This is a genomic window from Tateyamaria algicola, assembly GCF_047715485.1.
In the GTDB taxonomy this organism is placed as follows: domain Bacteria; phylum Pseudomonadota; class Alphaproteobacteria; order Rhodobacterales; family Rhodobacteraceae; genus Tateyamaria.
The window spans coordinates 3,665,769-3,680,515 of the sequence record NZ_CP180422.1 but is presented as its reverse complement, the minus strand read 5'-3'; the positions used below and the strand labels follow the sequence as shown (position 1 = coordinate 3,680,515).

Here is a 14,747-nt window from a genome sequence, read left to right as displayed (position 1 = left end):
CTGCTCTGTGCGATGAGATAGCGCGTCAGACCGAGGGGCCAATCCGGATCGCACTGCCATCCGAGAACCGGCCCATCCGGAATCTGGTCAGATCATGGCCTACCGCGTCGCCAGTGACCAGAGCCGCAAGCACTCGCCCCATGCCCGGGCCGATGCCAAAGCCGTGCCCGCTCATCCCCGTGCCCACTGTCAGCCCGGGCAAGGCGGCCACCCGGTCCACTAATGGCACCACATCGGGCATCGTGTCGATCATGCCTGCCCAGGCAGTTTTGATCTCGACCTTGCCAATATCTGGAAAGAGCGCCGCAAAGTCACGCGTCAGTGCGGCGACCTTGCGCGCGTTGGGTGCAGGGTTCAACACACGCATCCGCTCAAACGGGCTTGCTGCGTTTTCGGCCCATTGGCGCGGCGTGCCCCAGGCATCAGGAAACCCGCGTGGTGCGGACGGCAGAAACCGCGTGCCAAACGGGTCGGCCTTGAGTTGGGCGAGGTACTTGGGCAGCGCCCGAAAGGCATCAGGCCCCACAAACAGCTCATGAAATCCGCCAGCAGCCAAAGAGTATCCACCATCGGCGCGGGGACGAAAGGCAATGCGATCATCCGCGCCGCCACCCGGATAGACCATGGGCAAGGGTGCTGTTGCGGCCACCGTCGCGCGCACTGATAATTGCGGCAAGGCAATGCCGTGGCGGCGCAGGAACAAGGCAGACCAGGCGCCACCTGCCAGCACCACTTCGGGCGCAGCGATGCGACCCTGCTCCGTCACTACGCCTGCCACCCGACCACCCGCGATGTCGAGGGCACGCACGGCACAGTTCTCCGCGATCTGCACACCGGCGCGCGCTGCGATCCCGGCCAGAGCGGGCACCGCCACCCAAGGTTCCGCCCGCATGTCCGACGCGGTATACAGCGCCCCCTTGTAGCTGCGCGCCATGCCGGGGATCAGCGCAGCCGTCTCCGCACCGCTAAGCAGTCGGCTGTCAACACCATGCGCCTGCGCATGGGGCAACCAGGCGCCATAGCTTTCCATCGCCTTGTCCGTCTCGGCCAGATAGGTGACGCCGCCGGTCGTCAGGCCGAAATCGACATTCGTGTCCTGCGCCAACTCACTCCACAACCGATTGGCCTCGATCATGATCGGCAACTCGTCCGGATCACGCCCCTGCTGACGAATCCAGCCCCAATTGCGGCTGGATTGCTCGCCCGCAATGCGGCCCTTTTCGAGCAGCACCACCCGGTGCCCGCCCCGCGCGAGATAAAGGGCGGTGCACACACCGATCACGCCACCGCCGATCACGACCACATCCGCCTCTGCGGGATGCGGACCTGGCCAGGTCACCGGGCTTTCTGCATGAATGGGAAACGTCACAGCACTCCCTTTCCGCTCAGCGCCACTGGGTCGGCGGGTGGGCGCATTTTGGCCATCGGCCAAAACAGTCCCGGCCAGCCGTCACACCAGACGCGCCACAAGATCGCGCATGAACGCATGGCCCGCTTCGAACTGCGCAACGGTGATGAACTCATTGGGCTGATGGGCCTGCGCGATGTCACCCGGCCCACACACGACGGCAGAGTACCCCGCCGCCTGAAACTGCCCAGCCTCGGTGCCGTAGCTGACCACATGCGTGCCGTTGTCACCCGTAAGTGCACGCACCAGGGCTTCTGCCGCCCCACCCTCTTCGGGCTGTAGCGGAGGCACATCGAACCGGGTTTCTATGTCGACCCGCGTGTCCGGGTGAATGGCCTGCATCCCCCGCTCGATCTCGGCCACATGGGCCAAATATGCCTCTTTCAGCGCGACCACATCGTCACCGGGCACCGCACGGAAATCCATCGAGAATTTGCAATCCTTGGCCGTGATGTTGTGGGCTGTGCCGCCCGACACCTGCCCCACATGCCATGTGGTAAAGGGCGGATCGAACATCGCGGCCAGCGCAGAGGGCGTGGCGGCCATGTTCTCTGCATTGCGGTGATTGGCAAAGTCGATGATCTTTGCGCCTTCCAGGATCGCGCTCACGCCTTGCGGCAACAGCGATGAATGCACCTCGAACCCGATCACATGCGTGTCAAAGCCCTGCCCGCCCTTGTGCCCCGTGACCGCCTTCATCATCGATGGCTCACCCACAATCACCGGGCCACCCTTGGGCACCACGCCTTGCATCGCCGCGATCATGGGCGGCGCACCAAGGCATCCAATCTCTTCGTCAAAACTCAGTGCCACCTGCATGGGTGTGGACACCCCGGCGTGATGCGCCTCGATCAGCGCCCAAAGCGCGAGCGCGTCATAGCCCTTCATATCACAGGTGCCGCGCCCGAAATACTTGCCGTCCTTCTCGGTCACGACAAACGGGTCCGTATCCCAGGGCTGGCCGTCGACCGGCACCACGTCCGTGTGCCCCGACAACACGACCGCCCCATCGATCTCGGGGCCCACATGGGCGAACAGCGCCGCCTTGGGCTGATCGCGGTGATAGTAGCGGTGCACGGTGATGCCATGGCTGTCGAGGTAGTCCTCGACCCAATCCACCAGCGGCAGGTTGGTGTCTCGGCTCACAGTGGGAAAGCTGATGAGCTTGGTCATCAACTCCAGCGGGGTCAGGCGGGTGGGCATTTCAGTAGCCGCTGTCGGTGGTGAGCACGAAATGCCCCGTCTCAACCTCATCATATTCAGAAGGTGCAGGATCGTAGTCGACCGGATGGATCGGCGACGGGATCGGTTTGAAATTCAGATCCTTCTCGGCCTTGCGCTGGCGCGGGTCGGCAATCGGCACCGCCTTCATCAGCGCCTGCGTGTATGGGTGCTGCGGGTTCTCGAAGACGCGGGCACGCGGCCCCATCTCGACGATGCGGCCCAGATACATCACGCCCACATGGTGGCTCACACGCTCGACCACGGCCATGTCGTGACTGATGAAGAGGAAAGAAAGGCCCATATCCGCCTGCAATTCCATCATAAGGTTCAACACCTGCGCCTGCACCGACACGTCCAGTGCCGACACGGCCTCGTCCGCGATGATCAGCTTGGGGTTCAGCGCAAGGGCGCGCGCGATGGCGACGCGCTGGCGCTGCCCGCCCGAGAGTTCGTGCGGAAAGCGGCGCATGAAACTGCGCGGCAACTCGACCCGGTCAAACAGCATCTCGACCCGCTTGGTGCCCTCTTCGCCCTTGAACATGCCAAAGTTGTGCATCGGCTCGGCCACCTGATCGGCCAACTGCATCTGCGGATTGAGCGAGGCAAACGGATCCTGAAAGATCATCTGCATGTCGATGCGCGCCGTGCGCAAATCGCGCTCGTTCAGGGCCATGATGTCTTTGCCATCCAGCCTGATTTCGCCCGCCATGGGTTCGACCAGACGCAGGATCGAACGGCCTGCCGATGACTTGCCGCAGCCCGACTCGCCCACAAGGCTGAGTGTCTGGCCCTTGTTGATGGTAAAGGACACATCCTCGACCGCATGCACATTCGCAACGAGGCGGCGAAAGAACCCGCCCCGCACGGGAAAGCGCGTGGTCAGGCCCTTGACCTCCAACAGCGGCTCTTCGGTGCCGGCGATCGGTTTGATCTCGTCCTGATCACGGCCCATCAGCTTCATCGGCTCGGGATAGCGCTTGCCGCTCATCTCGCCCAGCTTGGGCACAGCCGCCAGCAACGCCTTGGTGTAGGGATGCTGCGGGTTCTCGAAAATCTCGGCGACCGGACCTTCCTCGACCTTGTTGCCGCGGAACATCACGACCACGCGGTCTGCCATCTGGGCGACCACGGCCATGTCATGGGTGATGAACATCACCGCCGTTCCCGTCTCGCGCTTGAGGCGGTCCATGAGGGCAAGGATTTCGGCTTGGATGGTCACATCCAGCGCGGTTGTCGGCTCATCCGCGATAAGCAGGCGCGGCTCGCAGGCCAAAGCCATGGCGATCACGACCCGCTGGCGCATACCGCCGGACAACTCGTGCGGATATTGCTTGAGCCGCCGCTCGGGTTCTGGAATGCGCACCTGCTGCATGAGGTTGAGAGCGCGTTCTTCGGCCTTGGCCTTGCTCAGGCCCTTGTGCAGGCGCAACCCCTCGGTCAGTTGGCGGCCCACGGTGAACACAGGGTTCAGGGCGGTCATCGGTTCTTGAAAGATCATCCCGATTTCGTTGCCGCGGATCGTGCGCATCAGCTCCTGATCGGTCGCGGCCAGATCGACAGGATCGGCATCCTTGCGGTTGAACATCAGGCGCCCGCCCGCGATTTCACCGCCCCCGAACTCTACCAGCCGCATCAATGACAGGGATGATACCGACTTGCCCGACCCGGATTCCCCAACGATACAAACGGTTTCGCCCGGATTGACGACAAAAGACACGTCCTCGACACCGACAACCGGACCATCCTTGGTCTGGAATTCAACCCGCAGCCCCTGAATGTCGGCAATTGGCGTGGCGCCGGAATGATCGAGCATGTTTACCCCCGTTTTGAGCCTTTTTGACCCAGTTGTCTCAAAGAGTGGGCGAAGCCTTCGGCACTGTCAAACCTAAGCGTGAGATTTTCGCGATTGACCGCACGCAACGCTTGCATTTTCGCCAAAGTCTGTTTCGATATTGGCGTGCGCTTGGGGGGCCAAGAGTAAAAATCGCGGCGAAACCGTGGGTTACATCGTTTGCTGCGTCATTGCCCCCGAGGACAAGAAAGCACCGCGGCTAACGTGGTGCGCGATTGATGCGCGGGCACACCCGCCATCCAACAAGGAGTATGACATGACACTGAAATCCCTTCTTATGGGTGCTGTGGCGACTGCCGCGCTTGCGCCGGCTGCTTTTGCCGAGCGCGGAGCAGACGGCGAAGTCAGCATTATCTATTGGCAGGCCCCGTCCATTCTGAACCCCTACCTCTCGGGCGGGACCAAGGATGTGGAATCGGCCAGCCTCGTGGTTGAACCCCTCGCGCGCTACAACGAAGTGGGCATTATGGTCCCCTTCCTGGCTGCCGAGATCCCGACCGTGGAAAACGGCGGTGTGAGCGAAGACCTGACAACGATCACATGGAAAATCGCCGACGGGATGGTGTGGTCCGACGGCACGCCCGTGACATCGGCAGATGTGAAGTTTACCGCAGATTACTGCATGCATCCCGAAGGCGGCTGTGCTCAGGCGGCCTTCTTTGACGGCGTCGAAAACGTCGAGGCGCTGGACGACATGACCGTCAAAGTGACGTTCAACCAGCCCAAACCCAACCCCTACGGCCCATTCGTGGGCGGCCAATCGCCCATCATCCAGGCGGCTCAGTTTGCCGACTGTCTTGGCGCCAAGGCCCCCGAATGCACCGAGGCCAACTTTAATCCCATCGGCACCGGCCCGTTTGTTGTGGACGATTTCCGCCCCAATGACGTGATCCAGTTCTCGGCCAACCAGAACTACCGCGATCCGGCCAAACCTGCCTTTGCCAAGGTGACGTTCAAGGGCGGCGGCGATGCAGCCGCGGCGGGCCGTTCGGTTCTTGAAACCGGTGAATTCGACTATGCTTGGAACCTCCAGTTGGCGCCCGACGTGATCGCGCGCATGGAATCGGCTGGCAAGGGCAAGGCCATCGCAGGCTTCGGCCCGCTGGTGGAACGGATCGAGATGAACATGACCGATCCCTCGCCCAGCCTGCCTGAGGGCGAGCGGTCGACCGTCGCGCATCCCCACCCCTTCCTGAGCGACATCAACGTGCGCAAGGCGCTGTCGATGGCCATTGACCGCCCCCTGCTGGTCGAAGTCGGCTATGGCAAAGCGGGTAAAGTCACCTGCGACCTCGTGCCTGCGCCGGAAATGTTCGCCTCGGGCGACATGCACTGCGCCACACAGGATATCGAAGGCGCCAAGGCGCTGCTGGACGAGGCCGGTTGGGTCGACAGCAACGGCAACGGCATCCGCGACAAGGATGGCGTCGAACTCAGCATCCTCTACCAGACCTCGACCAACGCCGTCCGTCAGGACTTCCAGGCGCTGATCAAGCAGTGGTGGAGCGAGATCGGCGTTGAAACCGAGCTGCGCAACCTCGATGCCTCCGTCTTCTTCGGTGGTGACCCAGGCTCGCCCGACACGTTCCAGAAGTTCTATGCGGACGTGGAAATGTACGCCAACACCTTCAACGGCACCGACCCCCAGCAGTACCTGGCGGCCTACCGTTGCGGCGGTGAACCCAAGCCTGCCAGCCAGTGGCAGGGTGAAAACATCAACCGTTTCTGCGATCCCGAATATGACGCACTGATCGACGAACTTGCCCGCACCGGCGAGATCGAAAAACGTGCGGAAATCGCGATCAAGATGAACAACATGCTGACCAAAGACACATTCACCATCGTGCCGCTTGTGCACCGTGGTCGGGTGTCGGCGCACGCGAACTCCCTGGGTGGCGTGATCCTGAACGTCTGGGACAGCGAAATCTGGAACGCGGCCGATTGGTACCGTATCAAGTGATCGTAAGGCGGAGTTAACTCCGCCTTTCAGGGCGGTCGGCCTGCGCTGACCGCCCCCCTCTCCATACTTTCGTAAGGCGGACGTGTCGTCCGCCTCCAACAGCCAAAAAACAAGACCTCCGCAAAAGGACTGGCCCACTCATGCTGACCTTCACAATCCGCCGGTTGATCCTGTCGATCCCGACGCTTTTGTTCATCAGCCTCGTCATTTTTCTGCTGCTGCAACTCGCGCCGGGTGATCCCATGGCGCAGGTGCCCCTGACCGTCCCCCCGGAGGTCAAAGAGAAAATGCGCGAAGCGCTTGGCCTCGGCCAACCCATCCACGTCCAGTACTGGAAATGGATCGTGCAATTCTTCTGGATCGAACCGCAGGTGCTGTTCGATCACTGGTTCGGCACCTCGTTTTCCGAAGGCAAGCTGCGCGTGATCTCCTGGCAGACCCGCAGCCCCGTCATGGACATCGTGGTCCAGCGCATCCCGCAGACCCTGTGGGTTGTCGGCCTGTCCTATGTGGTCGGTATCCTGATTGCCCTGCCCATCGGCATCTATTCGGCCTATCGCCAGTATTCGGTCTTCGACCAGTCCGGCACGTTCATCACCATGATCGGCTTTTCGATCCCGCCCTTCTTCACCGGCCCCCTGCTGATCGTGGTGTTCTCGGTCCAGTTGGGCTGGTTCCCCTCGATCTATAACACCACACACGTGGTCACGGACTGGGCCAGTTTCAAAGTGCAGTTCATGCAGATGATCATGCCCGTGATGGTGCTGGCACTGCAAACCACCGCCCAGCTTAGCCGCTACATGCGCTCCTCCATGCTCGACAACCTCAGCCAGGACTACGTGCGCACGGCCCGTGCCAAAGGTCTGCGCGAAGGTGCGGTCGTCATGGTCCACGTGCTGCGCAACTCGATGATCCCAGTGATCACGGTCATTGCTCTCGGCGTGCCCGCCATCTTTGGCGGGGCCATCATCACGGAGAATGTGTTCAAGGTGAACGGGATCGGGCAGTTGCTGCTGACCGCGCTCTTTGCCAATGACATCCCCATGGTGATGACACTGACCTTTATCTTCGCGATCCTGATCGTGCTCTTCAACCTCATCGCTGACGTGCTCTACGGCGTGCTCGACCCGAGGATCCGCTATGACTGATTCCGCCTCTACAGACCCCTACGCCGCGCTCCAGGACAAGGAACCGCCCAAGGCCCCGCGCAGCCAGTGGAAGGACGTCTGGGACCAGTTCAAGCACCACAAGGGCGCGCTGTTCGGCGGCGGGTTCCTGGTGTTCATCACCCTGGCCGTGATCCTGGGCCCCTACATCTGGACGGTCGATCCGCAAAAGCTCGACATCCGCAACAAGGACATGCGGCCGATCTATGTCGCCCTCTGGGACAGTACGGCCAAGGTCGGATGGTTCCGCCCCCTTGGCACCGACAACCTGGGCCGCGACATCCTCGCCAGCCTGATCGCGGGCGGACGCGCCTCAATGGCCGTGGGCTGGGCCGCCATGGTGCTGGCGCTGGTCATCGGCACGGCCGTGGGCGTCGTGTCGGGCTATTTCAAAAAGGCCGATTTCTGGCTGATGCGTTTTACCGACCTTGTGCTGTCACTGCCTATCCTGCCCCTGCTGCTGGTGGCCGTCACCCTGTTCCGCGAACCATTGCGCGCAAACTTCGGACCCGAAGGGGGCATGTTCATCCTGATCGTGGGCGTCATTGGCCTGACGTCCTGGATGCAAACCGCGCGCATCGTGCGCGGCGACATTCTGGCGCTGAAGGAACGTGAGTTCATCCTGGCGGCGCGTAGCATCGGCACCACCTCACGTTCGATCATCACGCGTCACCTGCTGCCAAACGTGATCTCTCCCATCATGGTCTCTGCCACGCTGGGACTGGCCACGGCGATCATCACCGAAAGTGCGCTGTCCTTCCTCGGGGTCGGCTTCCCGTCCGACTTTCCGACATGGGGCAAGTTGCTGGCGGACTCTGTACAACGGATGGAACAGTATCCCGAACGGGTGATCCTGCCCGGTATCCTGATCTCGCTGACCGTGCTTGGGGTGAACTACCTTGGCGATGGCTTGCGCGACGCGCTTGATCCGCGCATTCGCGGACGCTGAACAGGGGGCGGACGACACGTCCGCCTTACCAAATCTTTGCAACACCGCTGAAACGTTCAGAACAAAAGGCGCAGGACACCTGCGCCTTACATGTCACCGCCCCTATTTCTCGACCGACCGGCGCAACTGGCGCACGAGGCCCCATACCAGGAACACGACAGGCAGCGTGACGATGGCCGTCAGCATGTTCTTTGACAGACCTGTGGGCGCTTCCAACGGGTACAGAAGGTACCCCGCCAGCGACACCGCATAATAGCTGATCGCCACCACCGAAAGCCCCTCGACAGTGCGCTGCAGACGAAGCTGGAGATCGGAGCGTTTGTCCATGCTTTCCAGCAGGGCCTGGTTCTGGGCCGAGCGTTCCACATCCACCCGTGTCCGCAGCAAGTTCGCGGCACGCACGCCGCGGGCCGACATCGCATCCAACCGCTCCTGGGCCGAACGCACGGTGCGCATCGCGGGCTGGTAGCGGCGGATCATGAATTCGCGGAACGTTTGCCGGCCCTCGTATCGGTCTTCGCGCAGCGCCGCGATACGCTCGTTCACGATGGCCTCATAGGCCCAGGTCGCGCCAAACCGGAACGAGGATTGTGCCGACAGCGTCTCCAGCTCGGCCGAAATCGCCAGCAGGGCCTGCAAGGTTTCTTCGGCCTTTGATCCTTCGGTGGACATGCTTTCCACCAGTTCGGTCAGCCGTGTGTCCAGCGCGCCCAGTTGCGCGCCCATCCCCCGCACGCGGGCAAAGCCCAGCATGGACATGGACTTGTAGGTCTCGATCTCGCACAGGCGCTGTACGATGCGGCCCATGCGCCGCTGCCCGGTGCCTTCCGAGGCGAAGACGGCAAATCTCATGTGCCCATTCTGATCAATGCGGAAATCCCCCGCCATGATGGCCGCATCTTCAAGCACCGTGCTCACGGCGAGGCTTTCGGGCACGAACCACTCGCTTAGCCGTTCACGCATCTGTTCGGGCGACTTGCGCTGTTCCACGCGGATCAGGATCGAGGTAACGCGCTGGCCGGGTGCCTGTTCCATCCAGTCCTGCGGAAAGGGATCAAAGGCGCGCGGATCAAAGGGGCGGTCCTCCACCCCTTCGGAAAAGATGGTGTAGGTCACGAATTCGGTGTGCTGTTCCCATTTCAGCCAGTGCCGCCCGATCTGGCCATAATAGTGCGTGGCCCCGGGTTGAGGATGGGGCGCGCCGTGGCGGTCAAGCAACTGCTGAAGGTGCAAAACATCCGCCGCGCGGTCCCGGTTGGCCGCCATCTCGGGCTGCTTGAACGCGACATAGGCCGCCGCACATGGCGCCCGCATCGACGGAAACGGGCGCGCATGCAACTCGTTGGCCAGCCTGTAGCGCAGCGGGTGATCTTCGATGGGGGCCATGAGTGCTCCGAATGTTCTTTGTCGTCAGATAATCCGAAACCGGTGCAAATCAAAACTCTTTTTTCAAGATTTTCAATGCGTTAACGGAATGCAATGGTATGCAGCGCAGCCTCAGGCCGCCAACGCCGCCCGCGCCTGTGCCGACAGGGGCAGATCGGCACGATCCAGAACACGCGCCACCAGTGCGCCGTGCCCCTTGGCCTGTGCCAGTTCCAGAAGGGCGCGCACATATCCCGGATCGCGATGGCGTTTACGCAAGAGCCTGCGAAACTTCACCGGGTTCAAACCACCCTTGATCGCCCGGCTTGCCACCGTCGACATCAGCCCCATCGCCTTGAAATGCTGCGGCACACGGTGGCGCATGAATGGCGTGTGATAGTGCATGACCCTGCGGCCGGTCATACGCGCGGCGTGGGCCGCATCCGCCCCCCACCAAGGGTCATAAATCAACTTCACGCTGGCCGCGCGCTTTATGGTCTGGGCCGCATCGACCCACGGGCCCGACCATTGGCCCAGCTTGCGCCCGCCGGGAAATCGCGTTTCGAACGGGACAAGTGACTGGCGCAAGGTCGTTTGCGGTGAAATCGCCACCACGCGTGCGCCGGGATGCACGATGGAAAAGGCGCATGCCGCATAGCCGCCCATGGACGCGCCGTAAAACACCACCTCTTCAAAATCCGCAAAGAACTTGCCCTGCCGCAATTCGCGGTAAAGCGCGAACATGTCCTTGTGGCGAAACCAGTCGTTTTGCTTGGTCATGTTGCCCAGATGCGACCAGCCCATTTCCTCGGCCAGCTTGTGCCCCCAGGGCATGCGCGGCGGTTCCGAATTGACGGAACCGAAGTGATCGAAGGTGACCATCAGCTTGGACGAGCGTGGCATGAACACCGCGCAGTGGCGCGGCATGTTGCGGATGAAACCCTGTCGCCCGGACTTGGCCGAGGCCTCCAATATGGATTTCAAAAGGGTCACGGCCATGCCCGCCTCATCAACCACAAGCGCTGCGACCCTAGCGCGATTCCCGCACCGTGTCAGGCCACGCAGGCGCGCATGAAAAAGGGGCGCACCCGACAGGCACGCCCCCAATTTTCGTTCCGTCGACGCGCGTCAGTCGATCATCGGCAACAGCTTGTCGATGGACGCCTTGGCATCGCCATAGAACATGCGCGTGTTGTCCTTGAAGAACAGCGGGTTCTCGATGCCGGAATAGCCCGTGCCCTGCCCGCGCTTGGACACGAACACCTGCTTGGCCTTCCAGCATTCCAGCACCGGCATACCGGCGATGGGGCTGTTTGGATCGTCCTGGGCCGCCGGGTTCACGATGTCGTTCGATCCGATGACGATGGCCACATCCGTGTCCGGGAAGTCATCGTTGATCTCGTCCATCTCAAGCACGATGTCATAGGGCACCTTGGCCTCGGCCAAGAGCACGTTCATGTGCCCGGGCAGACGTCCCGCAACCGGGTGAATCGCGAACCGCACGGTCTTTCCGGCTGCGCGCAGCTTGCGCGTCAACTCGGCCACGCCCTGCTGGGCTTGCGCCACGGCCATGCCATACCCGGGGATGATGACGATGCTGTCGGCCTCGTTCAGGGCCGTGGCAACGCCGTCCGCCTCGATCGCGATCTGTTCGCCTTCCACGGCCATCTGCTCACCCGCAGGGCCGCCAAAGCCGCCCAGGATCACGGACACGAAGGACCGGTTCATCGCCTTACACATGATGTAGGACAAGATCGCACCGGACGAACCCACTAGCGCGCCGACCACGATCAGCAGATCGTTGCCAAGGCTGAAGCCGATGGCCGCCGCCGCCCAGCCGGAGTAGCTGTTGAGCATGGATACAACGACGGGCATGTCCGCGCCGCCAATGCCCATGATCAGGTGATAGCCGATGAACAGCGCCAATATGGTCAGCAGAACCAGCATGAAGCTGCCCGAACCGCCAAAGTAGAGGATCGCGAACAACACCGACAGGGCCGCGGCCCCCGCGTTCAGCAGGTGTCCCCCCGGCAGCTTCTTGGCCGCAGAATCCACGCGCCCGGCCAACTTGCCATAGGCGATGATCGAACCGGTAAAGGTGACCGCACCGATCCAGATGCCCAGCACCAGTTCGACCTTCAGAATGGTGATCTCGACCGAGGATTTCTTGGCAATCAACTGCCCGAAGGAGGACAGACCGTCATGCACCTCTTTGGGCAGGCCGATGGCTGTGTAGCCATCCGCACCCACCGCGCCCATGACCAGATCGTTGGCGGCGTAGATACCGTCGATGTTGTTGATCATGATGTCCGCGTTAAAGCCCACGAACACAGCCGCCAGACCAACCAGCGAGTGCATGATCGCCACCAGTTCGGGCATCTGCGTCATCTGCACCTTGGTCGCCAGTTGATAGCCGACGGCAGCACCGCCCGCGATCAAGACGAGCGAGGCCAGCCAAAGGCCCTGCCCCGGTCCTGTCAGCGTAGCGATGACGGCAATCGCCATACCGGCAATGCCATACCACACCGCGCGTTTCGCGCTTTCCTGCCCGCTCAAGCCCCCAAGGGACAAGATGAAAAGAACGGCGGCCACAGCATAGGCCGCAATCGTAAATCCGAATTCCATGTGACCGGCTCCCTTACGATTTCTGGAACATGGCGAGCATGCGCCGTGTCACGAGGAAACCGCCGAAGATGTTCACGGCGGCCATGAAGATACCAAGCGCTGCGAGCAGCGTGATCAGCAGCGAGGACGATCCGACCTGGATCAGTGCACCCAGAATGATGATCGACGAAATCGCATTCGTCACCGCCATCAGCGGCGTGTGCAGGCTGTGCGCCACACCCCAGATCACCTGGAAACCGATAAAGACGGACAGAATGAAGACGATAAAGTGCTGCATGAACGAGGCAGGCGCGACGAGGCCGACCGCCAGAACCAGCACCGCACCAAGCGCCAAAAGGCCCACTTGCGTCTGGGTCTGCTTCTTGAACTCCGCAACTTCCTGTGCGCGCTTTTCCTCTGCCGTCAGCTCCTTGGGCGCTTCTTTCTTCGGGGCTGCCGCAATGGCGGCCACCTTGGGTGGTGGCGGCGGGAACGTGACCTCCTGAGCGTGCGCGATGGTGGCACCCCGGATAACGTCATCTTCCATGTCGTGATTGATCACGCCGTCTTTTTCCGGCGTCAGGTCCGTCATCAGGTGGCGGATGTTGGTGGCATAGAGGCTCGAGGCCTGCGTCGACATCCGGCTGGGGAAGTCGGTGTAGCCGATGATGGTCACCCCGTTGTCTGTGACGATCTTTTCGTCCATCACGGTCAGCTTGCAGTTGCCGCCCTTTTCGGCCGCAAGGTCCACGATGACGGAACCGGGTTTCATTGCCGCAACCATGTCCTCGGTCCACAACTCGGGTGCTTCGCGGTTGGGGATCAGGGCCGTGGTGATCACGATGTCGACTTCGGGTGCCAACTCGCGGAACTTGGCCAGTTGCGCCTCGCGGAACTCAGGCGAGGACACGGAGGCATATCCACCCGTGGCCGCCCCGTCTGTCTGCTCTTCCTCGAAATCGAGGTAGACGAACTCGGCCCCCATGCTCTCGACCTGCTCGGCCACTTCGGGGCGCACGTCAAAGGCATATGTAATCGCACCCAGGCTGGTCGATGTGCCGATGGCGGCCAATCCGGCCACCCCCGCACCCACAACCAGCACCTTGGCCGGGGGCACCTTGCCCGCGGCTGTGATCTGACCGGTAAAGAAGCGGCCAAAGTTGTTGCCTGCCTCGATCACGGCGCGGTATCCCGCGATGTTGGCCATCGAGCTCAGCGCGTCCATCTTCTGGGCGCGGCTGATGCGCGGGATCATCTCCATCGCAATGACCGTCGCGCCCTTCTTGGCGGCGGCCTGCATCTTGTCCTCGTCCGCGACGGGGCTGAAGAAGGAAATCAGCGTCTGCCCTTCGCGCAGGCGCTTCATCTCGGTCGCGTCGGGTGCGCGCACCTTGGCGACCACATCGGCCGCCTTCCAAAGGGCCGCAGCGGTCTTGACCACCTCGACGCCAGCGGCCTTGTAGTCTGCATCCGCAAAACCGGCTTCCAGACCTGCGCCCGTTTCCACGACACAGTCATGCCCCAGCTTTTGAAGGGCCGTGGCGCTGTCCGGGGTCATCGCGACCCGGCGCTCACCGGCAAATGTTTCTTTTGGTGTTCCGATCTTCATGCGGAGCAGTCCCCCATGCTTACTGCAGACGTTTAAGGCGCGGCGATCTGGAAATATGGCGCGCCGCGCACCGGTGTCCACTAACGTCCCCGGTCCCGAGTTACAAGAACCGCACCCACGTCAACCGCGAAAGAAGTGGAAAGATTCAAACCCACCGGCGCACTTTTAATTCGTAGCGGGCAAATTCGGCACGAAATTCGCGCCGCATCCGGTCTTCTTCGGGCACGATGAAGTGCCGTTCGATCCACCAGACGAATATCGGCACCAGCACGAGCGACGGCACCGCGTCAAAGCGCAAGATGAAGCCGGTCAGCAACAGGGCATCGCCCAGATAGATCGGATTTCGGCTGCGCGCGAATACGCCGGTTGTGACCAGATGCGCAGGTGTCTGATGGGGAATGATCGTGGTCCGGTGGCGGCGAAACTCCAGCGCGGCCGCGCCGATCAGGATCACCCCTGCCCCGATGAACAAACCCGCCATCGCCTGGGTCACAGGGCCATCCACACTCATCCCCAGCGGAAAAAAGCGGCCCTGGCACCACGCCAGAAAAAGGGCGACGACCAACCAGACGGGCGGAATATCGAGTACATTTTTCATAAATTTGTCCTG

General features: G+C 61.9%; 11 protein-coding genes. 3 read left to right on the top strand and 8 right to left on the bottom strand.

Annotated elements, in window-relative coordinates; translation table 11 throughout:
* Positions 1-25 precede the first annotated feature (25 nt).
* The 3 genes from ACMHLQ_RS20600 to ACMHLQ_RS20590 all read right to left on the bottom strand — a co-directional run bounded on the left by ACMHLQ_RS20600 (position 26) and on the right by ACMHLQ_RS20590 (position 4,445).
* Positions 26-1,369 carry an NAD(P)/FAD-dependent oxidoreductase gene (locus ACMHLQ_RS20600; RefSeq protein ID WP_415402543.1) on the bottom strand — a complete coding sequence of 448 codons (1,344 nt, stop codon included), beginning with the start codon at positions 1,367-1,369 and terminating at the stop codon, positions 26-28.
* Positions 1,370-1,450: 81 nt separating this feature from the next.
* On the bottom strand, positions 1,451-2,611 hold the full coding sequence (argE, locus tag ACMHLQ_RS20595; RefSeq protein ID WP_415402542.1) for an acetylornithine deacetylase: 1,161 nt from the start codon (positions 2,609-2,611) through the stop codon (positions 1,451-1,453).
* A 1-nt stretch (position 2,612) separates the two neighbouring features.
* On the bottom strand, positions 2,613-4,445 hold the full coding sequence (locus tag ACMHLQ_RS20590) for an ABC transporter ATP-binding protein (protein WP_415402541.1): 1,833 nt from the start codon (positions 4,443-4,445) through the stop codon (positions 2,613-2,615).
* Between the two features lie 295 nt (positions 4,446-4,740).
* Between ACMHLQ_RS20590 and ACMHLQ_RS20585 the strand changes: the two genes are divergently transcribed.
* The 3 genes from ACMHLQ_RS20585 to ACMHLQ_RS20575 all read left to right on the top strand — a co-directional run bounded on the left by ACMHLQ_RS20585 (position 4,741) and on the right by ACMHLQ_RS20575 (position 8,559).
* The gene (locus ACMHLQ_RS20585) at positions 4,741-6,444 is read left to right on the top strand and encodes a peptide ABC transporter substrate-binding protein (RefSeq protein ID WP_415402540.1); all 1,704 of its coding nucleotides are present in this window, start codon (positions 4,741-4,743) and stop codon (positions 6,442-6,444) included.
* A 140-nt stretch (positions 6,445-6,584) separates the two neighbouring features.
* A complete protein-coding gene (locus ACMHLQ_RS20580; RefSeq protein ID WP_415402539.1) occupies positions 6,585-7,592 on the top strand; it encodes an ABC transporter permease in 1,008 nt (335 codons plus the stop codon).
* The gene (locus tag ACMHLQ_RS20575; RefSeq protein WP_415402538.1) at positions 7,585-8,559 is read left to right on the top strand and encodes an ABC transporter permease; all 975 of its coding nucleotides are present in this window, start codon (positions 7,585-7,587) and stop codon (positions 8,557-8,559) included. Before ACMHLQ_RS20580 ends, ACMHLQ_RS20575 begins: the two co-directional genes overlap by 8 nt.
* 102 nt (positions 8,560-8,661) lie before the next feature.
* On the opposite strand, the gene ACMHLQ_RS20570 is transcribed toward ACMHLQ_RS20575, so the two are convergent.
* From ACMHLQ_RS20570 to ACMHLQ_RS20550, 5 genes are all read right to left on the bottom strand, one after another.
* Positions 8,662-9,945 (bottom strand): DUF3422 family protein, encoded by a 1,284-nt coding sequence (locus tag ACMHLQ_RS20570; RefSeq protein ID WP_415402537.1) that lies wholly within the window; start codon positions 9,943-9,945, stop codon positions 8,662-8,664.
* A gap of 111 nt (positions 9,946-10,056) precedes the next feature.
* Positions 10,057-10,923 (bottom strand): hypothetical protein, encoded by an 867-nt coding sequence (locus tag ACMHLQ_RS20565; protein WP_415402536.1) that lies wholly within the window; start codon positions 10,921-10,923, stop codon positions 10,057-10,059.
* Positions 10,924-11,052: 129 nt separating this feature from the next.
* Positions 11,053-12,549 carry an NAD(P)(+) transhydrogenase (Re/Si-specific) subunit beta gene (locus tag ACMHLQ_RS20560; RefSeq protein ID WP_415402535.1) on the bottom strand — a complete coding sequence of 499 codons (1,497 nt, stop codon included), beginning with the start codon at positions 12,547-12,549 and terminating at the stop codon, positions 11,053-11,055.
* Between the two features lie 13 nt (positions 12,550-12,562).
* Positions 12,563-14,137: a Re/Si-specific NAD(P)(+) transhydrogenase subunit alpha gene (locus ACMHLQ_RS20555; RefSeq protein WP_415402534.1), complete on the bottom strand. Its 1,575-nt coding sequence runs from the start codon at positions 14,135-14,137 to the stop codon at positions 12,563-12,565.
* 145 nt (positions 14,138-14,282) lie between these two features.
* Entirely contained in the window at positions 14,283-14,735 is a 453-nt protein-coding gene (locus tag ACMHLQ_RS20550) for a methyltransferase family protein (RefSeq protein WP_415402533.1), read from the bottom strand.
* Between the last annotated feature and the right edge of the window lie 12 nt (positions 14,736-14,747).

Coding starts and splice junctions, on each gene's coding strand:
- ACMHLQ_RS20570 (WP_415402537.1), bottom strand. CDS start 9,945: ATGGCCCCCATCGAAGATCACCCGCTGCGCTACAGGCTGGCCAACGAG.
- argE (WP_415402542.1), bottom strand. CDS start 2,611: ATGCCCACCCGCCTGACCCCGCTGGAGTTGATGACCAAGCTCATCAGC.
- ACMHLQ_RS20575 (WP_415402538.1), top strand. CDS start 7,585: ATGACTGATTCCGCCTCTACAGACCCCTACGCCGCGCTCCAGGACAAG.
- ACMHLQ_RS20560 (WP_415402535.1), bottom strand. CDS start 12,549: ATGGAATTCGGATTTACGATTGCGGCCTATGCTGTGGCCGCCGTTCTT.
- ACMHLQ_RS20565 (WP_415402536.1), bottom strand. CDS start 10,923: ATGGCCGTGACCCTTTTGAAATCCATATTGGAGGCCTCGGCCAAGTCC.
- ACMHLQ_RS20580 (WP_415402539.1), top strand. CDS start 6,585: ATGCTGACCTTCACAATCCGCCGGTTGATCCTGTCGATCCCGACGCTT.
- ACMHLQ_RS20550 (WP_415402533.1), bottom strand. CDS start 14,735: ATGAAAAATGTACTCGATATTCCGCCCGTCTGGTTGGTCGTCGCCCTT.
- ACMHLQ_RS20585 (WP_415402540.1), top strand. CDS start 4,741: ATGACACTGAAATCCCTTCTTATGGGTGCTGTGGCGACTGCCGCGCTT.
- ACMHLQ_RS20555 (WP_415402534.1), bottom strand. CDS start 14,137: ATGAAGATCGGAACACCAAAAGAAACATTTGCCGGTGAGCGCCGGGTC.
- ACMHLQ_RS20590 (WP_415402541.1), bottom strand. CDS start 4,445: ATGCTCGATCATTCCGGCGCCACGCCAATTGCCGACATTCAGGGGCTG.